The sequence below is a fragment of the Roseobacter sp. HKCC-CH-9208 genome, assembly GCF_037805125.1.
Lineage (GTDB): Bacteria > Pseudomonadota > Alphaproteobacteria > Rhodobacterales > Rhodobacteraceae > M30B80.
Genome location: NZ_JBBLYK010000001.1, coordinates 1,886,726 through 1,911,723 on the forward strand (window position 1 = coordinate 1,886,726; position 24,998 = coordinate 1,911,723).

At 55.7% G+C, this 24,998-nt stretch carries 25 protein-coding genes and 1 tRNA gene; 14 read left to right on the plus strand and 12 right to left on the minus strand.

Going from position 1 to position 24,998, the window contains the following annotated elements; genetic code table 11:
- Positions 1-145: 145 nt before the first annotated feature.
- From AAC621_RS09475 to AAC621_RS09495, 5 genes are all read right to left on the minus strand, one after another.
- Positions 146-220, minus strand: a tRNA-Glu gene (locus AAC621_RS09475).
- A gap of 104 nt (positions 221-324) precedes the next feature.
- Positions 325-2,106 (minus strand): single-stranded-DNA-specific exonuclease RecJ, encoded by a 1,782-nt coding sequence (recJ, locus tag AAC621_RS09480; RefSeq protein ID WP_340254806.1) that lies wholly within the window; start codon positions 2,104-2,106, stop codon positions 325-327.
- A 47-nt stretch (positions 2,107-2,153) separates the two neighbouring features.
- Positions 2,154-3,122, minus strand: a complete 969-nt coding sequence (gene glpX / locus AAC621_RS09485) for a class II fructose-bisphosphatase (RefSeq protein ID WP_340254809.1) — start codon at positions 3,120-3,122, stop codon at positions 2,154-2,156.
- 19 nt (positions 3,123-3,141) lie between these two features.
- Positions 3,142-4,428 (minus strand): homoserine dehydrogenase, encoded by a 1,287-nt coding sequence (locus AAC621_RS09490; RefSeq protein ID WP_340254812.1) that lies wholly within the window; start codon positions 4,426-4,428, stop codon positions 3,142-3,144.
- A gap of 109 nt (positions 4,429-4,537) precedes the next feature.
- Positions 4,538-4,717 (minus strand): hypothetical protein, encoded by a 180-nt coding sequence (locus AAC621_RS09495; RefSeq protein WP_340254815.1) that lies wholly within the window; start codon positions 4,715-4,717, stop codon positions 4,538-4,540.
- A gap of 248 nt (positions 4,718-4,965) precedes the next feature.
- Here AAC621_RS09495 and AAC621_RS09500 point away from each other — a divergent pair, with 248 nt between their 5' ends.
- Positions 4,966-6,042: a pyridoxal-phosphate dependent enzyme gene (locus tag AAC621_RS09500; protein WP_340254818.1), complete on the plus strand. Its 1,077-nt coding sequence runs from the start codon at positions 4,966-4,968 to the stop codon at positions 6,040-6,042.
- On the plus strand, positions 6,035-7,186 hold the full coding sequence (locus tag AAC621_RS09505) for a M24 family metallopeptidase (RefSeq protein WP_340254821.1): 1,152 nt from the start codon (positions 6,035-6,037) through the stop codon (positions 7,184-7,186). The genes AAC621_RS09500 and AAC621_RS09505 overlap by 8 nt, the downstream gene beginning before the upstream one ends.
- Before the next feature lie 6 nt (positions 7,187-7,192).
- Here AAC621_RS09505 and glyA read toward each other — a convergent pair whose 3' ends face one another.
- Positions 7,193-8,488, minus strand: a complete 1,296-nt coding sequence (gene glyA / locus AAC621_RS09510) for a serine hydroxymethyltransferase (RefSeq protein WP_340254824.1) — start codon at positions 8,486-8,488, stop codon at positions 7,193-7,195.
- A 235-nt stretch (positions 8,489-8,723) separates the two neighbouring features.
- Between glyA and AAC621_RS09515 the strand changes: the two genes are divergently transcribed.
- Together AAC621_RS09515 and AAC621_RS09520 are read left to right on the plus strand one after the other, a co-directional pair.
- Entirely contained in the window at positions 8,724-9,491 is a 768-nt protein-coding gene (locus AAC621_RS09515; protein ID WP_340254827.1) for an NAD kinase, read from the plus strand.
- 106 nt (positions 9,492-9,597) lie between these two features.
- Entirely contained in the window at positions 9,598-11,877 is a 2,280-nt protein-coding gene (locus AAC621_RS09520) for an NADP-dependent malic enzyme (protein WP_340254830.1), read from the plus strand.
- An 18-nt stretch (positions 11,878-11,895) separates the two neighbouring features.
- Here AAC621_RS09520 and AAC621_RS09525 read toward each other — a convergent pair whose 3' ends face one another.
- The gene (locus tag AAC621_RS09525; RefSeq protein ID WP_340254832.1) at positions 11,896-12,147 is read right to left on the minus strand and encodes a hypothetical protein; all 252 of its coding nucleotides are present in this window, start codon (positions 12,145-12,147) and stop codon (positions 11,896-11,898) included.
- 154 nt (positions 12,148-12,301) lie between these two features.
- Between AAC621_RS09525 and AAC621_RS09530 the strand changes: the two genes are divergently transcribed.
- The 7 genes from AAC621_RS09530 to upp all read left to right on the plus strand — a co-directional run bounded on the left by AAC621_RS09530 (position 12,302) and on the right by upp (position 19,032).
- Positions 12,302-14,194 (plus strand): propionyl-CoA synthetase, encoded by a 1,893-nt coding sequence (locus tag AAC621_RS09530; protein WP_340254834.1) that lies wholly within the window; start codon positions 12,302-12,304, stop codon positions 14,192-14,194.
- Between the two features lie 116 nt (positions 14,195-14,310).
- Positions 14,311-14,724, plus strand: coding sequence for a cytidine deaminase (locus AAC621_RS09535; protein ID WP_340254836.1), 414 nt, complete (start codon positions 14,311-14,313; stop codon positions 14,722-14,724).
- 8 nt (positions 14,725-14,732) lie between these two features.
- On the plus strand, positions 14,733-16,043 hold the full coding sequence (locus AAC621_RS09540; protein ID WP_340254838.1) for a thymidine phosphorylase: 1,311 nt from the start codon (positions 14,733-14,735) through the stop codon (positions 16,041-16,043).
- Positions 16,044-17,228 (plus strand): phosphopentomutase, encoded by a 1,185-nt coding sequence (locus AAC621_RS09545; RefSeq protein WP_340254841.1) that lies wholly within the window; start codon positions 16,044-16,046, stop codon positions 17,226-17,228. It begins immediately after the preceding gene.
- Entirely contained in the window at positions 17,225-17,386 is a 162-nt protein-coding gene (locus AAC621_RS09550; RefSeq protein ID WP_340245198.1) for a hypothetical protein, read from the plus strand. Before AAC621_RS09545 ends, AAC621_RS09550 begins: the two co-directional genes overlap by 4 nt.
- A 10-nt stretch (positions 17,387-17,396) precedes the next feature.
- Positions 17,397-18,383, plus strand: coding sequence for an adenosine deaminase (locus tag AAC621_RS09555; RefSeq protein WP_340254845.1), 987 nt, complete (start codon positions 17,397-17,399; stop codon positions 18,381-18,383).
- 10 nt (positions 18,384-18,393) lie between these two features.
- Positions 18,394-19,032: a uracil phosphoribosyltransferase gene (upp, locus tag AAC621_RS09560; RefSeq protein WP_340254848.1), complete on the plus strand. Its 639-nt coding sequence runs from the start codon at positions 18,394-18,396 to the stop codon at positions 19,030-19,032.
- A gap of 123 nt (positions 19,033-19,155) precedes the next feature.
- On the opposite strand, the gene AAC621_RS09565 is transcribed toward upp, so the two are convergent.
- The 3 genes from AAC621_RS09565 to AAC621_RS09575 are packed head-to-tail and all read right to left on the minus strand — an operon-like array spanning position 19,156 to position 21,292.
- Positions 19,156-20,178 carry a hypothetical protein gene (locus AAC621_RS09565; RefSeq protein WP_340254851.1) on the minus strand — a complete coding sequence of 341 codons (1,023 nt, stop codon included), beginning with the start codon at positions 20,176-20,178 and terminating at the stop codon, positions 19,156-19,158.
- 15 nt (positions 20,179-20,193) lie between these two features.
- Positions 20,194-20,847, minus strand: a complete 654-nt coding sequence (locus AAC621_RS09570) for a glutathione S-transferase family protein (protein ID WP_340254854.1) — start codon at positions 20,845-20,847, stop codon at positions 20,194-20,196.
- A gap of 22 nt (positions 20,848-20,869) precedes the next feature.
- Positions 20,870-21,292, minus strand: coding sequence for a MerR family transcriptional regulator (locus AAC621_RS09575; protein WP_317655448.1), 423 nt, complete (start codon positions 21,290-21,292; stop codon positions 20,870-20,872).
- Between the two features lie 139 nt (positions 21,293-21,431).
- Between AAC621_RS09575 and AAC621_RS09580 the strand changes: the two genes are divergently transcribed.
- The 3 genes from AAC621_RS09580 to AAC621_RS09590 are packed head-to-tail and all read left to right on the plus strand — an operon-like array spanning position 21,432 to position 23,610.
- On the plus strand, positions 21,432-21,905 hold the full coding sequence (locus AAC621_RS09580) for a PaaI family thioesterase (protein WP_340254858.1): 474 nt from the start codon (positions 21,432-21,434) through the stop codon (positions 21,903-21,905).
- Positions 21,905-22,297, plus strand: a complete 393-nt coding sequence (locus AAC621_RS09585) for a PaaI family thioesterase (protein WP_340254861.1) — start codon at positions 21,905-21,907, stop codon at positions 22,295-22,297. The genes AAC621_RS09580 and AAC621_RS09585 overlap by 1 nt, the downstream gene beginning before the upstream one ends.
- A complete protein-coding gene (locus AAC621_RS09590; protein WP_340254864.1) occupies positions 22,294-23,610 on the plus strand; it encodes an MATE family efflux transporter in 1,317 nt (438 codons plus the stop codon). The genes AAC621_RS09585 and AAC621_RS09590 overlap by 4 nt, the downstream gene beginning before the upstream one ends.
- Here AAC621_RS09590 and arsC read toward each other — a convergent pair.
- Positions 23,607-23,942 (minus strand): arsenate reductase (glutaredoxin), encoded by a 336-nt coding sequence (gene arsC / locus AAC621_RS09595; protein WP_340254867.1) that lies wholly within the window; start codon positions 23,940-23,942, stop codon positions 23,607-23,609. The genes AAC621_RS09590 and arsC overlap by 4 nt on opposite strands.
- Positions 23,933-24,985: a quinone-dependent dihydroorotate dehydrogenase gene (locus AAC621_RS09600; RefSeq protein ID WP_340254870.1), complete on the minus strand. Its 1,053-nt coding sequence runs from the start codon at positions 24,983-24,985 to the stop codon at positions 23,933-23,935. Before AAC621_RS09600 ends, arsC begins: the two co-directional genes overlap by 10 nt.
- Between the last annotated feature and the right edge of the window lie 13 nt (positions 24,986-24,998).

The window sequence follows — 24,998 nt, forward strand, 5'->3', positions numbered from 1 at the left end:
TTCGAGTTGAGCATAAAATTGTGTTTAACTGCGGCGTGTGATTTGCAAGAGCCGACTATTTTACGAAAATTTTGTCCTGCACACATCGCCATTTACTTGTGAAAGCGCCATGCACCAAGTGATTAAAATTATTTTGGGGGATATGTGGCAGCCCGTAGGGGAATCGAACCCCTCTTTCCAGGTTGAAAACCTGGCGTCCTAACCGATAGACGAACGGGCCACGCTTAGTGTGGGCGGTTCTTAGGAAATGTGCGGCTGAGGCGCAAGAGGATTCTGTACTACTGCGCGCTAATTTTTTATTTCATAAATTGATCTAGGTCTAACTCAGCTTGCTTGGCCATCTGCCCACGCGGCATCTTCAAGGCGCAATTGTACTTTGCTGCGGCCCTGCCAATAGTTCAACTCGAGCCGCCCTGCGATGTGGATGTTGCGTCCTGATCGCTGTGCCTCTTGTAAAGCAGGACCAAGCGGGCCCTCCATAGCACCAAAAGCAATGCCGTCTATTTTCGTAGGACCGCCATCGGTGGCAGTGAATTTTAAATGAGTTTCGCCCACCGGTTTTGAGAAGATGATTTTCATATTTGGAAAGCCAAAGCGTGGAGCGGGGGCTGAGGCACCGAATGGTCCTACTTGGTCCAACAGCTCTATTAATTCCGTCGTGGCTCCCGAGGGTAGGATTATAGCGTCGACCCGTAAATCTTGATGTATGGTGAGACCTGAACCTTGACGAGCTAGAAGATCTGACAAGCGTGCCATCGCGGGTTCTAGTTGCGCGCGATCGAGACTTAGACCTGCAGCCATTTTGTGCCCGCCGCCTTTTTCAATCAGGCCCTCTGCCGCTAACTTTTGTATGGCTGCGCCTAGGTCAATACCCGCAACTGAACGACCAGATCCCTTGCCGGCATCCCCATCAAAGCCGATGACAATGGCTGGACGGTTCGATGCTTCTTTTAGTCGGCTTGCAACAATACCTACCACACCAGCGTGCCATCCATCGTTTGCAGCCCAGACAAGCGGTGCATCCAAACCGCGCGCTTCTGCTTGCGCAAAAGCTGCATTACGTACTGCAGCCTCGATTTCGCGGCGGTCTGTGTTCAGGCTTTCGAGCTTGGTTGCTATCGCTTGGGCCTTATTCGGCTCAGTCTCGCACAAAAGTTTCGCACCAAGATCGGCTTCTCCAATACGTCCTCCTGCATTGATGCGTGGGCCGAGGACGAATCCTAAATGGTAGGCGCTTGGAGTACGATCAAGGCGAGCTACATCGCATAGCGCCACAATCCCTGGACGCGCACGTCTTGCCATGACAGCTAGTCCTTGACGCACAAATGCGCGATTTACCCCGATTAATGGCGCAACGTCAGCCACTGTAGCCAGGGCAACTAGATCTAGCATTGCCATTAGATCAGGGCCGATTTTGTCATGAACTTTTCTTAGCTCACGGTTCATTTCCACTAATACTAAAAATACAACAGCAGCCGCACAAAGATGACCCCATTCTCCAGTTTCGTCTTGGCGATTTGGGTTTACAACGGCGACACAATTGGGCAACTCAGCACCACCCAAATGGTGATCGAGAACCACCACATCACAGTTTGCTGCTGCGATTGGCTCATGTGACAAGGTCCCACAATCAACACAGATGATAAGATCATGTGAAGCGCCTAGTTCCTGCATTGCAGGGATGTTTGGGCCATAGCCTTCGTCAATTCGATCAGGCACATATATGGTGGCGTCGTGGCCCAATTGACGCAGCCAGTCGACCAAAAGTGTGGCAGAGCTAGCCCCATCGACATCGTAATCTGCAAAAATTGCAATCTTTTGGCGCTTGGTGGCAGCGGTCAAGATACGAACTGCAGCCTTATTCATATCCAGCAAATTGCTTGGGTCAGGCAGCAGGTCGCGAAGTGTGGGGTTCAAAAAACTTTTGGCCTGCTCAGACAATACTCTGCGCTGCGCCAAAAGCATGGCCACAGGTTGGGGGAGTTGCGCTTCACGCGTAATTACGGTTGCATGGCGCGCCATCTCAGTTGCGGGCGCGACCCATCTTTTGCCCGTAAGCGATACCTTTACTTCCAGGCAGATATTAGCGTTCAAATCATCTGTCATAACAGATTTTGTGGTATGAGCTCCGTGTGTTTTGTAGTTTGGGTCATTTAGCGACCCGTAGGATGACGGTAGCTCATACGGCGAATTGATCCCGTTTTGGAACGCATTAAGACCGTTTCTGTGGTCAGCCAACCTGGTTCTCTTTTGATGCCGGAAAGGATCGATCCTGATGTCACACCTGTGGCAGCGAAGATCACATCCTCTGTTACCATTTCATCGCGCGTGTAGACACGTTCAAAATCGGTAATACCGGCTTTGGCAGCGCGAGCACGCTCGTCCTCATTTCGGAACAGCAGTCGTCCCCACATTTGTCCGCCCATGCATTTCAAGGCTGCCGCGGCTAGAACTCCTTCCGGTGCACCACCTTGGCCCATATACATATCAATACCAGTCAGATTAGCCTCTGCAGTATGAATGACACCTGCTACATCGCCGTCGGTAATCAAACGGATCGAGGCGCCTGTGCCGCGAATTTCCGAAATTATCGCCTCATGTCGGGGGCGCTCAAGAACACAGACTGTGATATCGTTTGGGCTGCATCCGCGCGCTTTGGCAAGAGCCGTAACACGTTCTGAAGGAGTCATATCTAGGTTGAGGATGCCTTCAGGGTAGCCAGGCCCAATTGCAAGCTTATCCATATAAGTATCAGGCGCGTGAAGCATAGATCCACGTGGCCCCATCGCAATCACAGTCAAGGCGTTTGGCATGTCCTTTGCGGTCAGGGTAGTCCCTTCAAGCGGATCGAGCGCTATATCAACAGCGGGGCCATTTCCCGTGCCAACCTCTTCGCCGATATATAACATTGGGGCTTCGTCTCGTTCGCCCTCACCGATCACAACCACACCCTGGATATCGAGCAGGTTCAACTGCTCGCGCATGGCGTTTACGGCGGCTTGGTCAGCGGCTTTTTCGTCGCCCCGACCAATGAGATCTGCAGAAGCAATTGCCGCTGCTTCAGATACCCGCGCCAATCCCAGGGAGAGCAAGCGATCATTAAAATCGGATTTTTGCGACATGGGCGCTATAGCCTTTCTTTCAGACGTCTTCGATGCGCAAAGCAACTGGGGCGCTCATCAATACGCCCGTCTGCGGCAAGGCTGCAAGCGCCTCTTGCAGTGCGGGCTGAGCCGCTTTGTGAGTTACTATTAATACGGGCGCAGCTTCGTCAGGGTGATCATATTGACGCATTCGATCAATTGAAATGCCATTATCTCCTAATACTGTGGCAATTTTTGCCAAAGCGCCAGGTTTGTCGTTGAGGGTCATGCGAATATAGTAACGCGCAGCCGAGGCCGCCGATGCGGGCGGTGCGGCTTTGAGGGTATTCGCGCGTTGGCCAAATGTAGAAATCCGTATGTTGCGCGCGATATCGCAAATATCTGACAGCACTGCACTTGCCGTTGGACCTTCGCCTGCACCCGCACCGCGCAGCACGATTTGGCCAACATGGTCTCCTTCCACCACCACCATATTGGTGCCTCCCTCAAGCTGCCCTAGGGGCGAAGAAGCAGGAACCAGGCAGGGGCTCATCCGTTGTTCCAAGCCACGCGCTGTCATACGCGCCACTCCGAGAAGTTTAATCTTGAACCCAAGATCAGCAGCGCGATTGATGTCTTCGATGGTGACTGCGCCAATGCCCTCGAGGCTTATACCGCTAAAATCGACTTTTGTTCCAAAAGCGACAGAGGACAAAAGCGCCAATTTATGTCCGGCATCAATGCCTCCGACATCAAGCTGTGGGTCAGCTTCTAAATAGCCAAGGCCATCAGCCTCGGCAAAAGCTTCCTCATAGGTGAGGCCTGCATTGCCCATCCGCGTGAGGATGTAATTGCAGGTTCCGTTCATCACCCCCATTATCCGGGTGATCTGGTTGCCGGCCAACCCTTCGGTCAAAGATTTGATGATTGGGATGCCGCCCGCCACTGCAGCCTCAAAACGCAGGACAAGGTTATTATCCTCTGCCGCTTGAGCCAGTTCCTGTCCATACAACGCCAAAAGCGCCTTATTGGCTGTGACAACATCCTTGCCTGCGGCAATTGCTGCTTCGGTCGACGTCTTTGCAGGGCCATCCGAGCCGCCCATCAATTCAACAAATACATCCACATCATCGCGCTTGGCCATCGCAACGGGATCATCTTCCCATGCGTATTTCGCCAAATTCACGCCGCGATCTTTGTCACGGCTGCGTGCGCTTACGGCAGAAATGGTAACCTTGCGCCCTGTGCGAGCCTCGATCAGTGCGCCATTGTTCTGAATTATCTTTATGACACCTGTGCCAACCGTGCCAAGACCTGCGATTGCAAGACGCAAAGGGCGTTCCATGATGCCGACCTCCAATAGCTGTGCGTATCGCGCACATTATCAAGTTGAACCCCTGTTAGCTCCTTCCAAGAAAAGGTGCAACGCAGGCAGAACAACTATTCCTCAAGCATTAATTAATGGGCTCATTAGCCAAAGCCGCTGCGCGGCGGCGCAGGTCTTCCGCGCGACCAGCCAATTCCCCAACGGTTGCTTCAGGGGTGCTTAGTGTTTCGGCGCTGGCAGGACTGCGCATCTCTTCAATCTCAAGCGCGCTAAGCGGCAAAAGCGCGGGATAGCTTGCATTACGCACTTCTTGGCGAGCGCTGTCCTGGGTGCTGCAGGCAGACAAAATGAAGGGTAATGTTAACAAAAAGGGCGTGAAAAATCGCATAGCACTGCGATAGCGCGCCAATCGACTTGGGTCTAGTCTTGTTTGCGTGTTCGAGCCCGGCTAATTTGGCACATTGGCGTTTTTCATGTTTAGAGTGACGCAGGGAATACAAAAGCGCTTTTTAACTGGTCTTAGGCTTGGTGCGTTTAAAAAAAGGATTTTGCGCCATGGAAGACAAAGTCTTGCAACCAACTGTGATCCGTCAGAACCCTTATCGTGGGGTAGGTCTGCCTAATCTGCGGGGTTTCCCCAGTGATGATGCAAGCCCTGTGAAGGCTCTCCTGGAACACTGTCCTGCTTACGCGCCCACGCCTCTTTTGGTGCGTGATGATTTGGCAAAAACTGCCGGCACAGCAGCGTTTTTTGTTAAAGATGAGCGCGGGCGCATGGGACTTGGAAGTTTTAAAGCCTTGGGAGCGGCCTATGTGATCGCCCACGTAGCACGCGCAGCCATGGAAGACGGAGCCGCTGATTTCAGCTCAGCCCTCAAGGGGCGCGCATTTATTGCTGCGAGTGCAGGCAATCATGGCCTGTCTGTAGCTGCAGGGGCGCGGGTCTTTGGCGCGCGTGCAATAATTTATCTGTCTGACACTGTGCCGGAGGCTTTTGCCGATCGCCTCCGTGCGCAAGGGGCAGAGCCGCGCCGTGCGGGCGCCATATATGAAGAAAGCATTGCCGCGGCTGAGGCCGCCGCATCGGCAGGAGAAGGCACGCTTCTTCCGGATAGCACATGGGAGGGTGAGATGACCCAAGGCTATTTGGTGATGGAGGGGTATTTGCAAATTGGGGCAGAAATGGTCGAAGCGATGGACAGCCCACCAACGCATATTTTCTTGCAAGCAGGTGTGGGTGGAATGGCAGGAGCCTTGGCTGCGCATGCGCGCGCCACATGGGGGCAGGCCCCACAGATTATTGTGGTAGAGCCTGATGCAGCTCCCGCCCTTCAAGATGCGATTGCTGCAGGCCATGTTGTCGACAGCAAAGGCCCTGTCTCAATCATGGGGCGGCTGGACTGTAAGACAGCCTCGCTTGTGGCGTTAGCGGGGCTGGCGCGCGATGCAGATCAGTTTTTGACGATCTCAGATGGCCAAGCCGCCTCTGGAGTGGCGCGATTGACTAAAGCGGGGCTTGCCTCCACGCCATCGGGTGCAGCGGGCGTAATTGCAGCGGCTTATCTTGGCTATGACTTTCCGCCAGATGCGCGAGTCCTCTGTGTTCTTAGCGAAGGGCCAGAGGATGTCTGATCTGTTCCCACCCGCTGAATATCACCGCCGTCATCGTGGGATTCAGGCCCGCCTACAGGCTATAGGCCTAGATGCAATTTTGCTGACCCAAGCGGCGGATATTTTCTACGTCACAGGCTTTCTCACGCGCTTTTGGGAGAGCCCCGCACGACCGTGGTTTGTGCTGATCCCCGCCACAGGCGCTCCAATGGCCGTGATCCCTGAGATCGGGGCTTATCTCATGGGGAAATCGGTGATCACAGATATCCGGACATGGCCCGCACCGCGCCCCGAAGATGACGGGATCAGCCTGCTGGCTGAGGCATTATGTGAAGTCACACCCAAAAGTGGAAAGATCGGGGTTGCAATGGGCCTGGAGACACAGCTGCGGATGCCCTTGGGGGATTTCTTTGTGCTGCAAACCCGTCTCGCCCCCCGCAGTTTTGTGGATGCAACAGATATCATGCACCGCACTCGTGAGATAAAATCGGCGCTTGAGATTGAAAAACTGCGCTCTGCTTGCGCCATTGGCAATCGCGCCTTTGCCCGCGTTGATGAAATTGCCCGCGGCGGCACGCCGTTAGATGCGGTGTTTCGCGCATTTCAAATCCTGCTGCTTGAGGAGGGGGCCGATTGGGTGTCTTATGTCGCAGGGGGGGCTGGCGAGGGAGGCTATGGCGATGTGATTTCACCTGCCGCACCGACACCGCTGCGCAATGGTGATATTTTGATGTTGGATACGGGCGCGGTGAAAGACGGCTATTTTTGCGATTTCGACCGAAATTTTGCTATCGGAACCCCAAGCCCTGACGCTGCCCGCGGGCATCAGATTTTACAAGATGCGATTTATGCCGTGATGGAAGTGATCGAACCTAATATACGCGCCTCGGATCTGCACGCGATGCTGTGCCGCGAAATTGCCGCGCGTGGCGGCACGCCGTGTGGCGGGCGGTTAGGGCATGGGTTGGGGGTGACGCTCACCGAATGGCCATCCCTTACGCCGCAAGACCAGACAGTGCTGCACGCAGGTATGGTTCTCACCCTTGAGCCATCTGTTGATCTGGGAAAGGGACGGATTCTAGTGGCCGAAGAAAATATTGTCCTGACAGAAAACGGGGCCGAGTTTTTAACAAACCCCGCCCCGCGTGACATTACAATTTTATAAGCGCTTTCAGATGCTTGGATAGATGGGGAAGCGCTGACAGAGTGCCTTTACCTCTGCGGCAACTTTCGCCTCTACGGCGCCATTTCCATCCTCACCATTCGCTGCCAAGCCATCGACCACCTCAACAATCCAATCCGCAACTTGGCGGAATTCGGTCTCGGTAAAGCCACGCGTTGTGGCCGCAGGTGTTCCTAAACGCACGCCCGAAGTGATCATTGGCTTTTCCGTGTCAAATGGGATGCCGTTTTTGTTGCAGGTTATATTAGCACGGCCAAGCGCCTTTTCAGTGGCATTGCCTTTTACGCCTTTGGGGCGCAGGTCAACCAACATCAAATGCGTATCTGTGCCGCCAGTGACGATATCCAAGCCCCCCTTCATCAGCTGATCCGCCAGCGCCTTGGAATTGGCGATCACTTGGGTCTGATAGGCCTTGAATTCAGGGCGCAGCGCCTCGCCAAAGGCCACGGCCTTAGCGGCGATGACATGCATCAACGGGCCGCCTTGAATGCCCGGGAAGATGGCGGAATTGACCTTCTTGGCGATATCTTCGTCATTGGTCAGGATCATCCCACCGCGTGGCCCGCGCAGGGTTTTATGCGTGGTGGTGGTTGCAACATGCGCATGTGGGAAAGGCGAAGGGTAATGACCCGATGCCACTAGCCCCGCGAAATGCGCCATGTCGACCAAAAGATAGGCCCCAACACTGTCAGCAATCTCACGCATTTTTGCAAAATCAATGACACGCGGAATGGCCGAGCCGCCCGCGATCAGCATTTTGGGCTTATGTTCAGCCGCAAGTTCGGCAATCGCGTCATAGTCGATTTCCATGTCCTGCTTGCGCACGCCGTATTGAATGGCATTAAACCACTTGCCCGATTGGTTGGGCTTGGCGCCATGGGTCAGGTGGCCGCCTGCATCAAGGCTCATGCCCAAGATGGTATCGCCGGGCGTCAAAAGAGCTGTGAAAACCCCTTGGTTCGCCTGGCTGCCTGAATTGGGCTGCACATTGGCATGCGCACAGTCAAACAACTTGCATGCCCGCTCAATCGCAAGGTTTTCTGCGATATCGACATAATCGCAGCCGCCATAATACCGCCGACCTGGATAGCCTTCGGCATATTTGTTGGTCATCACCGAGCCTTGCGCGGCCATCACAGCAGCCGAGACGATGTTCTCGGAGGCGATCAATTCGATCTCTTCGCTTTGACGACCGAATTCTTTGGTAATCGCGCCAAAGATTTCAGGGTCACGGGTGCTGAGGGCTTCGGTAAAAAATCCATCGTCACGGTGGGGCGCAGTCATAGTGAGGGCTCCTTACATCGGGGGCGCGTTTTGTTGGGTCACGCGCGGGCGCTGTCTATCGCATGGGGTTTAGGGCAGAACAGCCCCTTGGAAAAGGGCGAAAGCGGCAATTTGACAGAGAGTCGCGCCCTGCCGCCCTGCAAGGCGGGCAAATTTGCACTGTTTTGCGGGGTCTTGTGTTTCGGCATGGCAGGGAACAGGATGGCGGCACCCCAGTCTCGCAAAGGTCGCGCAGATGAGCAAAGATTTGAAAATAGCCTTTTTGGCTTCGCGGGCGCGGATTGCGCAGGCAGCCCTTGCGGAATTGAGCGCGGCTTATGGCCAATCAACGCCTCAGGAGGCCGATATCATCGTGGCGCTTGGCGGGGATGGCTTTATGCTGTCGACCTTGCACGAAACCCAACCGCTTAATCGTCCTGTCTATGGAATGAACCGTGGCACGGTCGGCTTTTTGATGAATGAGTATTCTGCCGATGGTTTGATGGCCCGCCTCACTGCGGCGGAGGAGGCGCAGATCAACCCGTTGCGGATGAAGGCGCGGCGCGCGACAGGCGAAACAATCGAGGCTTTGGCGATCAATGAGGTCAGTTTGCTGCGCGCAGGCCCCCAAGCCGCCAAGCTGCGCATCCATGTTGATGGAAAGCTGCGCATGCAAGAACTGGTCTGCGATGGCGCGCTGTTATGCACGCCTGCAGGCTCGACCGCCTATAACTATTCCGCCCATGGCCCGATTTTGCCCATTGGTGCAGATGTTTTGGCGATGACCGCCGTGGCGGCCTTTCGTCCGCGCAGGTGGCGGGGGGCGCTGCTTAACAAATCATCCAACGTGATTTTCGAAGTGGTCGATCCTGACCACCGCCCTGTGATGGCAGATGCCGATAGCGTTTCGGTAAACAATGTCACCCATGTCGAGATATCCAGCGCGCAAGACGTGACCCATCGTATCCTGTTCGATCCAGGTCATGGTTTGGAAGAGCGGCTTTTGCGCGAGCAATTCGTGTAATCCAAACGGGATTTGCCCTTTCCTAGGCGATAGTTTAACGTTAAACTAATTGTGGAGGGTGGCCGATTGCGGCTGTTTGGCGACCATAGCCGATTGGGAATAGATCATGACTGAAGACAGCAACGACAGTTTGCGCCAGCGCGCGCTTGCCTATCATGCAGGCCCAAAGCCAGGAAAACTAGAGGTGCGCGCGACCAAGCCTTTGGCGAATGGGCGCGACCTGTCCTTGGCCTATAGCCCCGGCGTTGCTGAAGCCTGCCTTGAAATCAAAGCAGACCCCGCCCATGCCGAAAGCTATACAGGACGCGGCAACCTTGTCGCCGTGGTGACCAATGGCACGGCTGTGCTAGGCCTTGGTAATATTGGCGCACTCGCCTCAAAGCCTGTGATGGAGGGTAAGGCCGTTCTTTTCAAGAAATTCGCTGGCATCGACTGCTTTGACATTGAATTGAACGAGAGCGACCCCGAGAAATTGGCGGATATTGTTTGCGCGCTTGAGCCAACCTTTGGCGCAATCAATCTTGAGGATATCAAAGCGCCAGATTGTTTTATCGTAGAAAAACTGTGCCGTGAGCGAATGAATATTCCCGTTTTCCACGACGACCAACATGGAACGGCGATTGTCGTGGGCGCGGCCGCAACCAATGCGCTGCGTCTTGCGGGGAAATCCTTTGCCGATATCAAGGTCGTGTCTACGGGCGGCGGTGCGGCGGGGATTGCCTGCCTCAATATGCTGCTGAAACTGGGCCTCAAGCGTGAGAATGTTTGGCTCTGCGATTTGGATGGTCTGGTCTATCAGGGCCGTGAGGCGGGAATGACCCCGCAAAAGGCCGAATATGCCCAAGGGGATAGTCCTGCTTCCTTGAGTGATGTGATCGAGGGGGCGGATTTGTTCCTTGGCCTGTCTGGCCCGGGTGTTTTAACGCGCGAGATGGTTGCGCGCATGGCAGATCGTCCTGTGGTCTTTGCCTTGGCGAACCCGAACCCAGAAATCACCCCCGATGATGTGCGCGCGGTAAAGCCTGACGCGATCATTGCCACGGGGCGGTCAGATTTTCCCAATCAGGTGAACAACGTCTTATGCTTTCCGTTCATCTTTCGCGGCGCCTTGGATGTCGGCGCAAGCGAAATCAATGACGCGATGCAAATTGCCTGTATTGAAGGTATCGCCGCCTTGGCGCGCGCCACCACCAGTGCCGAAGCGGCGGCGGCCTATAAGGGCGAGCAGCTGACCTTTGGCTCTGACTATCTGATCCCCAAGCCGTTTGACCCGCGGCTGATGGGTGTGGTGGCCAGTGCCGTGGCCGAGGCGGCTATGAGTTCGGGTGTGGCGAAGCGGCCCATTGATGACATCGCCGCCTATCGCGCCAAACTTAATCAGGCGGTGTTCCGCTCTGCGCTTATCATGCGCCCTGTCTTTGCCGCAGCGGCCACTACGACCCGCCGTATCGCTTTCGCAGAAGGCGAGGATGAGCGCGTTTTGCGTGCGGCCCAAGCCATGCTTGAGGAAACCACAGACACCCCCATTCTTATCGGTCGTCCCGATGTAATTGAAATGCGGGCCGAGAGGGCAGGCCTGACCATCCGCCCGCGGGTGGATTTCGAAATCGTAAACCCCGAAAATGACCCGCGCTATCGGGATTATTGGGGCAGCTATCACAGCGTGATGGAACGCCACGGGGTGACCCCCGATTTGGCCCGTGCGATTATGCGAACAAACACCACCGCCATCGGCGCGGTCATGGTGTATCGCGAAGAGGCAGACAGCTTAATCTGCGGCACCTTTGGCCAGTATTTGTGGCACTTGAAATATATCAGCCAGCTTTTGGCCCGTGACGGGTTACATCCTGTTGGGGCGCTGTCCTTGATGATTTTGGAAGATGGGCCGCTCTTTATTGCCGATACGCATATTCATGCGCAGCCCACCCCAGACCAAATCGCCGAGACGGTGATTGCCACAGCCCGTCATGTGCGCCGCTTTGGCATCGCGCCAAAAATTGCGCTGTGTTCTGGCAGTCAATTCGGCAATCTCGACAGTGACAGTGGGCGGCGGATGCGCGCGGCGCTCGATATTCTGGACGCGATGGCGCTTGATTTCGCCTATGAGGGCGAGATGCATATCGACAGCGCGCTTGATCCCGAACTGCGCGCCCGAATTTTCCCCAATTCGCGCCTTGAGGGGCAGGCCAACGCGCTTGTCTTTGCCAATACTGATGCCGCTGGGGCGGCACGGAACATCCTAAAGATGAAGGCGGGCGGGCTGGAAGTCGGGCCGATTCTTATGGGGATGGGCAATCGCGCGCATATCGTCACCCCCTCAATCACCGCGCGGGGGCTGTTGAATATCTCCGCCCTCGCAGGCACGCCTGTCGCCACCTATGGCTGACAGGCGCACTGCCGCGCCTTAGCCAAAGGTGATGCGCAACAGTGTGACAAACATCAATGCGGTTGCCCCAAGCCCCGAGATGATCAGTGCGGGAAAGCCCCAAATCAGAACGGCCGAGGCAACAGCCGAAACAACCATGATAATAAGGGCAAAACTGTTGTCTACTTCGCCTTCGACCACCTCGCGCGCGATGCGCCCGATGACGGGCAGGCGATAGGTGACATGGCGTGTGATATAATGGCTTGTGTCTTCGTTTAAGGACATGGTCATGGGGGAGGCTCCTGTTCGATATTCCCCATCTAACGTCCCCGCCGTTAAAACAAAGTGGCGCATGGTCGCAGTTTTCGCGCCTGCGTCAAAGTCACCTTCTTGCGCAAGCTATGGTTGAAGGGATAGAAAATTGCGCAAGCAAAGGGAGGCCCGCATGAGCTATCAAAAGATTTATGAGTATGCCCGTTCCAACCCAGAAGGGTTTTGGATGGAGGCTGCTTCTGCCATTGATTGGGAGGTTGAACCATCCCAAGCGCTGTCTGATGAAAACGCGCCTCTTTATGAATGGTTTGCAGATGGTCAACTGAATGGTTGTTGGAACGCGGTCGATCGCCATGTTGCCGCAGGCCATGGGGATCGCACCGCTATCATCTATGACAGCCCCATCACCAGCACGGTTCAGAAAATTTCCTATGCAGAATTGCAAGAACGTGTCGCGCTTCTGGCGGGTGGCCTTCAAGCCAAAGGTGTGACCAAAGGGGATCGGGTCATTATCTATATGCCGATGGTGCCACAGGCGGTTGAGGCGATGCTTGCCTGCGCGCGTATTGGCGCGGTGCATTCGGTGGTCTTTGGCGGCTTTGCTGCGGCTGAATTGGCGGTGCGCATTGATGATGCGCAACCCAAATGTATCATCGCCGCCTCCTGTGGCCTCGAGCCGGGCCGCGTGGTGCATTATAAACCGCTTTTGGATGCGGCCATCGAGGCCGCCGCCCATAAGCCAGATTTCTGCGTGATCTTTCAGCGCGAGCAAGAATTGGCAAGCTTGACCGATGGGCGCGATGTCGATTGGTATGGCTTCCAACACGGGGTTGCGCCTGCGCCTTGTGTGCCCGTAGAGGGCAACCACCCCGCCTATATTCTCTACACCTCTGGCACAACGGGCCAGCCAAAGGGCGTTGTGCGCCATACAGGCGGCCATCTGGTTGCGTTGAATTGGTCAATGCGCAATCTCTACGACATGAACCCCGGCGAGGTGTTTTGGGCCGCTTCTGATGTGGGTTGGGTCGTGGGGCATTCCTATATTTGTTACGCGCCTCTGACCTTTGGCTGCACCACAATCGTCTTTGAAGGCAAACCTATTGGCACGCCTGATGCAGGCACGTTCTGGCGCGTGATTGATGAGCATAAAGTTAAATGCCTGTTTACCGCCCCAACGGCCTTTCGCGCGATCAAGCGCGAAGACCCAGTAGGCAGCTTTATTGGGAAATATGACATCTCTAGCCTTGAATCACTGTTCTTGGCGGGTGAGCGTGCCGACCCTGACACAATCCAATGGGCGCAGGCAAAACTTGGCGTGCCCGTGATTGACCATTGGTGGCAAACCGAAACGGGTTGGGCCATTTGTGGCAACCCATTGGGTATTGAAAAATTGCCTGTCAAAATCGGCAGCCCCTCGGTGCCAATGCCCGGGTATGATGTGCAAATTTTGGATGAGGGCGGGCATGAATTGCCTGCGGGCGAATTGGGCGTGATTGCGATTAAATTGCCCTTGCCGCCTGCAACCTTGCCTACGTTGTGGAATGCCGAAGCCCGCTTCCGCAAATCCTATCTTGAGCATTTCAAAGGCTATTACGAGACGGGTGATGCGGGATATAAGGATGAAGACGGGTATCTTTATATCATGGCGCGCACGGATGATGTGATCAACGTGGCGGGTCACCGCTTGTCGACAGGTGGGATGGAGGAGGTTCTTGCCTCCCACCCAGATGTGGCTGAATGCGCGGTGATCGGTGTGGCAGATGATCTCAAAGGGCAAATGCCTCTGGGGTTTTTGTGTCTCAATAAAGGGGCGACCAAAGATACGGCAGATGTCGTGTCTGAATGCGTGAAACTTGTGCGTGACAAAATCGGCCCCGTTGCGGCGTTCAAGTTGGCCGTTGTGGTGGATCGCCTGCCCAAAACCCGTTCGGGCAAGATTTTGCGCGGCACAATGGTGAAAATCGCCGATGGCGAAAGCTATAAAATGCCTGCAACAATTGATGATCCTGCGATTTTAGACGAGATTGCGGCGGCCTTGAAAACCTTGGGCTACCCCAAAGCCTAAGGCGGGTTTGGCGAGACGGGATGAAGGGCGGGCCTTTGGGCCCGCTTTTTCTTTCGCCTTGCGTGCATCGGTTCGTCAGGACAGATTGAGGCAACGCAATTCAAGGAGTGCGGATCATGCCCCAGACAAAGACACCAGACCCCGCATTGATGGCCGCCGCCGCAGAAATCCGTCCGCGCGCCTATGCCCCGTATTCGGGCTTTGCAGTTGGTGCTGCGCTGCGTGGGGCAGATGGGCAGATTTACCAAGGGGTGAATGTCGAAAACGCGGCCTATCCCCAAGGCACCTGTGCCGAGGCGGGCGCAATTTCAGCGATGATTGCCGCAGGCTGTCATGAGATCCTAGAGGTTGCAGTGATCGCAGATAGCCCCGTTCCTGTCGCCCCTTGTGGGGGGTGTCGTCAAAAATTGCTGGAATTCAGCAAAGATGAGGTGCTGATCACCATGGCCACAACGCGCGGCACAGGTCAGGCGATCCTGAGCATGGCGGACATTCTGCCTGGCGCCTTTGTGAAATCGGCGATGGAATAGGGCAGATCATGGCCGATCCGCGCAGCATCTTGGCAAAATTGCGAGAGGGGCAAACTCTGACCGAATTTGAGATGTTTGCCTTTGCCGAAGGGTTGGCGGATGGCACTGTCAGCGATGCGCAGGCGGGGGCCTTTGCGATGGCCGTATGTTTGCGCGGTCTCAGCCTTGAGAACCGCACCCATCTGACCCATGGTATGCTGGAAAGCGGCACGGTTTTGGGGTGGTCACTGGATGGCCCTGTGATCGACAAACATTCCACAGGCGGGGTGGGCGATTGTGTGTCGCTGATCCTTGCCCCTGCCTTAGCGGCGTGCGGGGCCTATGTGCCGATGATTTCAGGGCGCGGCTTGGGGCATACGGGCGGCACTTTGGACAAACTTTCGGCAATTTCGGGCTTGCAGATTGATGTCTCCATTGAGGATTTGCAACGCATTGTGGGGCAAGTGGGCTGTGCGATTGTCAGCGCCAATGCCGATATCGCCCCTGCGGATCGCAGGCTTTATGGGTTGCGTGATATCACCGCCACTGTGCCAAGCATTGATTTGATCACGGCCTCTATTTTGTCCAAGAAATTGGCAGCAGGGCTAGAGGCCTTGGTTTTAGACGTTAAATGCGGCACGGGTGCCTTTATGCAAACCCCGCAAGAGGCCGTGCAACTGGCTCAATCCTTGGTGGATACAGCACAAAGTGCGGGCTGTAAAACCACGGCGCTTGTCACCGATATGAACCAACCGCTTGCGCGTGCAGCGGGCAATTCTTTGGAAATGATGGAGGTGATGGAGGCGCTTTGCAGTCCAAAGCTCGACAGTGATCTGATCCGCGTAACCATCAGCCTTGGGGGTGAGGTTTTGGTGCAAGCGGGGCTTGCGGTTGATGCGGCGGCAGGTGAGATGGCACTGACAAACGCGCTGACCCAAGGTCACGCCGCCGAGGTTTTTGGCCGTATGGTCGCGGCGCAAGGGGGCGCCACAGATTTTGTGGCACGTTGGCGAGATCGCTTGCCTGCAGCGCCCTATGCGGTGGATATTTTTCCGCAAAAGACGGGCTATATCCGTGCAATTGACGCCCGCACCTTGGGCGAGGTTGTGGTGCATCTTGGCGGGGGACGCCTACAGGCAGAGGATCAGATCGACAAACGTGTGGGTCTTTCTGACATCCAGCGGATTGGTGATTTGGCCGACCCCACGACCCCGCTTTTGCGCCTTCATGCGCGCGACCCTGAGATTGCCAAACATATGGGGGCAATTGTGTTAGACGCCTTCACTCTCTCCGAAGAAAGGCCGCCGCGCCCTGCCTTGATCCATGAAAGGATTGGCTGAATGGCGCGCGGATTTTTGGTTGTGATGGATTCTGTTGGTATCGGGGGCGCACCAGACGCAGACCGATATTTCAATGCGGGCCATCCCGATACAGGCGCGAATACCTTGGGCCATATCGCGCAGGCACAGCCGCTGAGAGTGCCGAATTTAGATCGTCTGGGTCTCGGGGCCGCTTTGCATCTGGCAAGCGGCATCTGCCCTGCACCCCTGACACCGGCTGCACCGAATGCCATTTGGGGTGTGGCCGAAGAATCCGCCAAAGGCAAAGACACGCCATCAGGCCATTGGGAATTGACGGGCTGCGCCTTGCCTTGGGAATGGCACTATTTTCCCGCTACCCTTCCCAGTTTCCCTGAAGCTTTGGTCGCGGCGGTTCAATCAATTGCAGGTGTTGGGGGGATTTTGGGCAATTGCCACGCCTCTGGCACTGAGATCATAGCACGCCTTGGGGCGCAACATCTGCAAACGGGGTATCCGATTTGCTACACCTCCGCCGATAGTGTCTTTCAAATTGCCGCGCATGAAGAGGTCTTTGGGCTAAAGCGTCTCTATGACCTCTGCGAAAGGATCGCCCCGCAGCTGCACGCGATGCGGGTAGGGCGGGTGATCGCGCGCCCCTTTACGGGTCGCCTAGGCGCGTTTGAGCGCACTGAAAACCGCCGCGATTACGCGATGATGCCGCCCCACCCAACCTTGTTGGATCACGCATCTGAGGCAGGGCGCGCGGTCATTGCCATTGGCAAAATCAGCGATATTTTCGCCCATCGTGGCATCACGGAAAGCCATAAGGGAGGTGATGCCCGCCTGATGGAACATCTGGCCCACGCGGTAGATTGCGCCCCCGATGGTAGCCTCACAATCGCCAATTTCGTTGAGTTTGATGCCCGTTTTGGCCATCGCCGCGATGTGGCGGGTTATGCGGGTGCGCTGGAATGGTTTGACGCAGCGATTGCGCCAATTGTTGCCGCGCTGCGCCTGGGTGACATGCTGATTTTAACCGCGGATCATGGCAATGATCCCACATGGGTTGGCACGGATCACACCCGTGAACGTGTCCCATTTTTGGTGGTGGCCCCTGACTATGCGCCACAAGTCCTTGGCCTTCGGGCCTTTGCCGATATTGGCGCAAGTCTTACCGCGCATTTGGGGCTTGGCCCCCTTCAGATTGGAAGCCCTGCCTTATGAGCCAGATTGACAGTCAAATCATCTATGCTGCCATGACCTTTGTCGCTGCCCTATTTGGGGTGCGTCTGGCCGCCCGGGTCTTGTCGCAGCGGGTGATCTCATGGCGCGCGGCTACCTTATTTGCCATAGTGGTCACCGCGCTTGGCTATTATTTTTAGGGGAAGTGCAATGTCAGATATGGCCTGCGTCAAAAAGGTTGAATTGCACCTTCACCTTGAGGGGGCAGCACAGCCTGATTTTATTCGTCAGATCGCCTTCGAAAAAAAGGTGGATTTATCGGGCATTTTCACCGCGCAAGGCGGCTATGACATTCATGATTTTGTGCATTTTCTGCGCGTCTATGAGGCGGCAACATCGGTTCTCACCACGCCCGAAGATTATGCGCGTCTGACGCGGTCTGTGCTTGAGGCATCAGCAGGCCATGGGGTGGTTTATTGCGAAACCTTCCTGTCCCCTGATTTTTGCGGCGGTGGGGATATTGGTGCTTGGCGCGAGTATCTTTCTGCGATGACCGAAGCCGCAGATGCCGCCGAGCGGGTTTTTGGGATCACGATGCGGGGCGTGATTACGGCAGTTCGTCATTTCGGGCCAGATCAGGCGAAACGGGCCGCGCGCTGTGCTGCGGAAACGGCGGGGCGCATGATTTGCGGCTTTGGAATGGCGGGAGACGAGAAGATTGGCCATCTGCGCGATTTTTCATGGAGCTTTGATTGCGCGGCCGAGGCAGGACTACCCTTCACCATTCATGCAGGCGAATGGGGGGGCGCGCAATCGGTGCGCGAGACGTTAGATGTCTATAATCCGCTCCGTATCGGGCATGGTGTCGAGGCGATCAGTGACCCTGACTTGGTCGCACGCCTTGCCGATACGGGTGTTGTTTTGGAATGCTGCCCTGTGTCGAATGTCTTTCTTGGGGTTTTCCCAAATTGGAAAAGTCACCCCCTTGCGCGTCTGCGCGAGGCTGGGGTCAAGGTAACCGTGTCAACCGATGATCCACCCTTTTTCCATACCAATATGAGCTGTGAATATGAGGCCTTGGAGCAGCATTTTGGGTGGGGTGAGACAGAATTCACGGAAATAAACCAAACCGCGCTTGCGGCGGCCTTTTGTGATGAGGAAACCCGCGCGCGGGTTGCAAAACGGCTTGAAAGCTAGGGGGAAGACTATGACAGAATTCGATACACTGACCATCGTGACCCATCCGCTTGTGCAACATAAGCTGAGCTTGATGCGCGATAAAAACTGCGCCTCCCAAGATTTCGCGCGGCTTTTGACCGAAATTTCGATGCTGATGGCCTATGAGGTCACCCGCGATTTGGCGGTTACAACCACCGCCGTTGAAACACCACTTGAGGTGATGGATGCCCCTACACTCGTAGGAAAAAAACTGGCTTTGATTTCGATTTTGCGGGCGGGCAACGGAATGCTTGAGGGGATGCGCGCCGTGATCCCTGCTGCGCGGGTTGGATTTGTCGGGCTGTATCGCAATGAGGAAACGCTTGAGCCCGTGGATTACTATCTCAACCTGCCCTCGCACCTGTCCCAACGTCATGTCATCGCCCTTGATCCTATGTTGGCAACGGGCAATTCCGCGGCTGCCGCGGTGGATAAAATCAAATCAGAAGGGGCCGTCGATATCAGTCTGACGACATTGCTAGCCGCACCTGAGGGCGTCAGGGCATTCGAAGCTCGCCACCCTGATGTACCGATTTTCACGGCATCCTTGGACCGTGGCTTGAACGAAAAGGGTTATATCCTTCCGGGTCTGGGAGATGCAGGGGACCGGATATTCGCTACCAAGTAAAGAGTGCTTTGGTTTGGGATGCGTGGCTTTGGTCGGCCATTTCTGAAACAAAGCGTTAACACGGATTGTAGTATTGATCTCGCGAGTGGCCGGGGTCTACTTGGCGCGCGTTCAGTGACTTAATCAGTTGGAGCAGATTTCCTGTAGGGCAACCCATCTGGTATCATCTAATAATGGTGTGTTTGGCGTAGCACGAAGGGGGTCTGCCTCGATCAGGCTTAGAGTTTCCTCGCCTGAAATATCTAGGGCGTAGGCGTAAGGCTGCGAGGAAATCTCAGCCTGTGCGAATTGCGATAAAAGCGCCTCATCGGTCACATTTGTTGGTGTTTCGGTTAACAAACTAGCTGCGCGCGCAGCCAGATGGCTGTCGCTAATCTGGCCTGTAGTCAATAGTCGTAATGTAACCCACAAACCCGCCTCTTGCAGCAGTGCATGGGTCGGGTTGCTATCAATCAAGCGGATATATTCCGACAATAAAAACCCTGCCAAAACATCAGGGCTATGGTAATCCTCAACCACGGATCGGTTCAGCACGATCAAATCACCGGGCAAATGTAGGCTTGCGGGCAGACCATCACGCAGAACCACAAGCCGCGGCACGGTCGGCGTGGCGATGAACACCCGCCGCGCAAGGGCTGCAAGCGCGGCTTGCCCCGCGGTTTGATTGCAGCTTGGCCCCGTCAGTTGGATCATCTCTGTGAGAATATCCTGACCTATTTCGCGCTTTTTTGCCTCGGGCAAAAGATGCACTGTCTGGCGCACCAAGGCATCAGGCAACCAAAACAGGCCCAAGCCCAGAACCACCGCGGCGATTATGGCCGCCAGAATACCACGCAACCGCCCCGGATGGGGGCGATGGCGGTCAATCATACTGCGCAGCTTTTCGATTGCGGCGATCATGTCCTCATCCGCGATCTCTAGGCTTTCGTCACTGCCCTCCACAGGCACATAAAGGGCGGGCAGCTCGCCTGGATTGACGCGGATCACTGCGGCCAGCGACCAATGGGTGAGCGCAGTTTCTGAAAGGGTCGATATGATCAAAGAAGTGTTGCCCAAATTGATCAACACTTCGCGGCGTTGGCTGTCGCCAACATCGCGCCAAAGGCCTGTGGCCTCTAGTTTTTGATATTCCTCTAACGCGGTCACGCAATGCCCTCGCGCTTATGCATCGCGAAACCCGTCATCTTTGCCCAATGTTGGCGCAGGCATCAGGTCATAGGGATGTGCCCAATTGGGTTGGTGGGCCAAGCGGGTCAGCCATGCCGAAATCGCAGGATAATCGGCGCGCGTGAAATTGAAATTTTCAGGGTAATAGAGATAGCCCGCGCAGGCGATATCCGCCGCTGAGACACTGTCGCAGGCAATCCAGTCGCGGGTGCTGAGCACCCCTTCAAGAATGGAAAGCGCCGCCTTCATCCGCCCCGTCAAATATCCAATAACGCCCGCATCACGTTTGTCCTCGGGCGCGAAATTCATCAAGAACCGCAACGGCCCCGCAGTGCCCGAAACCTTTTGATTGTCGAACAAAATCCACCGCAAGATTTCTTGACGATCTGCGGCACTCGCCCCTGCGAGTTTGCCTGTTTCATCCATAACCCAAGTTTGTATCAACCCTGATTGGGTCAGGATTTTACCCCCTGCATCTAGCACGGGAACTTCGCCCATTGGGTTTATTGCGCGAAACTCTGCACCGCGCGCCTCGCCGTTGAAGAAATCAACAAAACGGGGCTGCCAAGGCACACCTGCCAATGTCAGGCACAGCGCGGCTTTATAGGCATTTCCAGATTCCCCAAAACAATAGAGGGTGTTGGTCACGGCTCGGTTTCCTTATGTCACGTTATGACTGTGGGTCTTGATCCGATTTTCGGTCTGCCAGCATTTGCGCCACCAAATCAATTTGACTTTGCAAATCACGAATGGCTTGGCCTAACTCGGTATATTGTGCCTGCATATCGTGCAATCTTTCACGCCCAACTTCTAGGCTTCTTTCCAGTTGCGTCACTTGATTGTCGCCAAGTGCATAAAGGTCAAGCAATTGTCGCATCGCCTCTAGGCTAAAGCCAAACCGTTTGCCCTGTAAAATCAGTTTAAGACGCGCTTGGTCGCTGCGGGAATAAAGCCGCTTTTGTCCCACACGCAAGGGGGCCAACAGCTCCTTGCTTTCGTAGAACCGCAGGCTGCGCGGCGTCACTTGAAACAGGGCGCACATCTCGCCGATGGTGCGAAAATCGGCCTCGCGCTGTGGGGCGTCTGATGGCATTTGCGGCATCCTCGGCTGATCCATGATGTGATCGCAGCTTATCATAGAATTGGTATCGATGTAATTTGCGCATTGCCGCGGGCACGCGCCGCGCGTTAGATGGTGCAGATCATTAACCCCAATTTGTTGGATTATGCCCGTGCCCTCCGACCAGTCGGATACCCTCCATGTCGCGCAAAGTTTCATCACGCAACTGTCCTATGCGGCGGCGTTGCAGATGAACATTGTTGCCCTTGGATCTGGGACTGCGGCGATGACGATGCGGGTTCTGCCTGATCTCTGTGATGCGGTGGGCGCGCTGCATGAAGGCGCACTCACGGCGCTGATGGACACCTGTGCAGGCACGGCAGTGGTGGCGCATGACAGCAAACCCCTTGCGACCGCGACCTTAGATCTGCGCCTCGATGTGATGGGCCAGAGTGCAAAAGGCACAGTTCTGGCCAAGGCGGAGTGTTACGCCATCAGGGGAAATGTGGCCTTTGTCACTGTGGCGGCCACTGATCAAGAGACAGGCGCGCTTTTGGCCAAAGCCAGCGGCAGTTTCACGGTCGAATATGGGCCAGAGGGCAAGGGTGTCTTGGAGATGGTCAACCCGCAAAAGAGGCAGGGCTGATGCAGCAGGTTTTGAACCAGCTGCCCTATGCGCGGTTTTTGGGCCTAGAGGGCCAAGAGGGCGGGGTGATCAAATTGCCTTATCGTGGCGTTTTGATTGGCAATCCGATTTTGCCCGCGCTGCATGGCGGGGTTACAGCATCGGTACTGCAGATCGCGGCGCAAACCCATGTTATAGATGCGCTTTCTATCCCGCTGACAAGCCCGCCAAAGTTGATTGATTTCACTGTGGATTATTTGCGCCGCGGCCTGCCCGAAGATGGGTTTGCCAAGGCGCAGCTGACCCGCGCGGGGCGCCGTTTTGCCTCGGTCTCGGTCACGATGTGGCAAGGTGATCCAGACACCCCCATTGCCGCGGCGCATGGCCATTTTGCCTTGGTGACAGCCCCATGACGGATCAGACCCCGCCCTTGACCCATGCGCGGGTGTTGCGCATCGCCGTGCCTGTGGTTCTGTCAAACATCACAGTGCCGCTTTTGGGTTTGGTCGACACGGGCGTTGTTGGCCAATTGGGTGATGCGGCTATGATCGGCGCGGTGGGCTTGGGTGCGATATCCATGACCACTGTATTTTGGATTTTTGGGTTCTTGCGCATGGGCACTGTCGGTTTGGCCGCGCAGGCCCATGGGGCAGGGGATCAGGCAGAAATCTCGGCTTTGCTGTCGCGTGTTTTGATGATTGGCGTGGTGGCTGGTGTGCTTTTGATCCTGCTGCAATCGGCAATTTTCGCGGCAATTTTTGCGATAGCCCCCGCAAGTGATGCGGTCGAGGCTTTGGCGCGCGATTACATGGCAATCCGCATTTGGTCTGCCCCCGCTGCAATCGCGATTTATGGCATCACGGGGTGGTTGATTGCCGCTGAACGCACAGGCGCCGTGTTCGTTTTGCAGCTCTGGATGAACGGGTTGAACATCCTGCTGTCAGTGGGGTTTGTGTTGGGTTTGGGCTATGATGTCGATGGTGTGGCCGCGGCCACGGCCATTGCAGAATGGTCGGGCTTGGCGCTTGGGCTTTATCTGTGTCGCGCGGGATTTTCGCAGGCTGCATGGCGCGATTGGCCGCGTGTTTTTGATCGCGGGCGGCTGTTGCATATGGCGCAGGTCAACACCGATATTTTGATCCGTTCCGTCTTTCTGATGGCGGGGTTTACCTCCTTCATCTATATCGGCTCAGATTTAGGGGATACGACCCTCGCTTCCAATCAAATTCTTATGCAATTCATTCATATTACCGCCTATGGGTTGGACGGGTTTGCTTTTGCCGCCGAAAGTCTTGTTGGAAAATCCTTAGGGGCCAAAAACCGCGCCGCCTTGCGCCGAAGCGCCATGATGACGGCGCTTTGGTCGGGCGGTGTCGCGGTGGTGATGGCCGCAGCTTTTTGGGTCTTTGGAGGCGAGATTATTGATATTCTCACCACTGCGCCCGAAGTGCGGATTGAGGCGCGTGATTACCTGTTTTGGATGGTGCTTGCGCCGCTTGTTGGGTTTCAAGCATGGATTTTGGACGGGATATTCATTGGCGCAACCCGCACCCGTGACATGCGCAACATGATGGCCCTATCTTTCGCAGGCTATGTCATGCTGTGCCTGACGCTGATTCCCGCCTATGGAAATCACGGGTTATGGGCCGCGTTGTTGGGGATGTTCATCCTGCGCGGTCTCAGCCTTGGGGCGCGCTATCCCGCACTTGAGCGCAGCGCGACCTAAAGCAGCGTAAGGATATTTTCAGGCGGGCGGCCAATCGCGGCGGCGGTTTCACTGATCAAAACAGGGCGTTCAATCAGGCGCGGATCATCGGCCATGGCAGCTAAGATTGCGGCCTCATCCGTCAAATCCACCCCCGTTTCGCGGGCCTCTTTTGCGCGGATCAAATCGCGGGCAGGGCGGCCTAGTTTTGCGATCACTGCGGCCAGTTCGGCATGGGTGGGCGCAGCGTCTAAATAGGCGCGCGTGTCAAACTCTATGCCGCGCTCTGTCAGCAATGCCAAAGCCTGACGGGATTTCGAACAGCGTGGATTATGCCAGACGGTCAAAGCCATGCGTCAACCCCCGTGCCGATGGCAGATTGCAAACTGTCATGGCCATCTTGCGCAAGAGCGGCGTCAAGACCTTGAAGGATATCGGCAACCAAACCCATACCCCCATAAACAAGCCCCGTGTAAAGCTGCACCAAATGCGCGCCCGCCTTGATCTTGGTATAGGCTTGATCCGCATTGGCCACGCCCCCCACACCAATCAAGGCAATCTTGCCGCCTGTTTGCTGCGACAGTCGTGCCAGAACTTGGGTGGATCGCTCGAACAAGGGCTGCCCTGAGAGGCCCCCTGTTTCGCGCCGATGGCGCCCGCGCAACCCCTCGCGTGAAATGGTGGTATTAGTGGCAATGATCCCCGCAAGCTGCATCCGCAAGGCAAGCTCTGCAATGGCGTCAATCTCGTCATTGGTCAGGTCAGGTGCAATTTTCACAAAGAGGGGCACGGGACGGGCGAGATCAAAATTTGCATCCATTACCCCTTGCAACAAGCGTTCTAGCTGGTCTGCGGCCTGCAGGTCGCGCAGGTTCTCGGTGTTGGGCGAGGAGATGTTGATCGTAGCAAAATCAATCATCCCCCCACAACGGGCCAAAACCAAAGCGTAATCTGCCGCGCGATCCGTGCTGGTTTTATTGGCGCCCAAATTCAAACCCAAAGGAATGCGATGGGGGCGGTCGGCAAGACGTTTGGATGCAGCCTCCATGCCTTCATTGTTAAAGCCAAAGCGATTGATCACTGCGCGGTCACGCGGCAGGCGAAACACGCGGGGTTGCGGGTTTCCTGGCTGCGCCTGCGGCGTGATTGCCCCCACCTCAATAAACCCCAACCCCGTTTTCATTAAGGGCGCAATTGCGGTGGCATTTTTGTCAAAGCCCGCCGCAAGGCCAAGTGGGTTTGGGAAATTCATCCCTGCAACAGTTACTGCCAAACGTGGGGTGGTAATCGGCCCCGTTCGGGGGGCAAGCCCCATGTTCAGCGCCGTTAGCGCAAGGCCATGCGCCCGTTCGGGAGAAATAAGGCGCAACGCAGCGAGAGCAGCTTTATCAAACATCAACTGTCCTAAT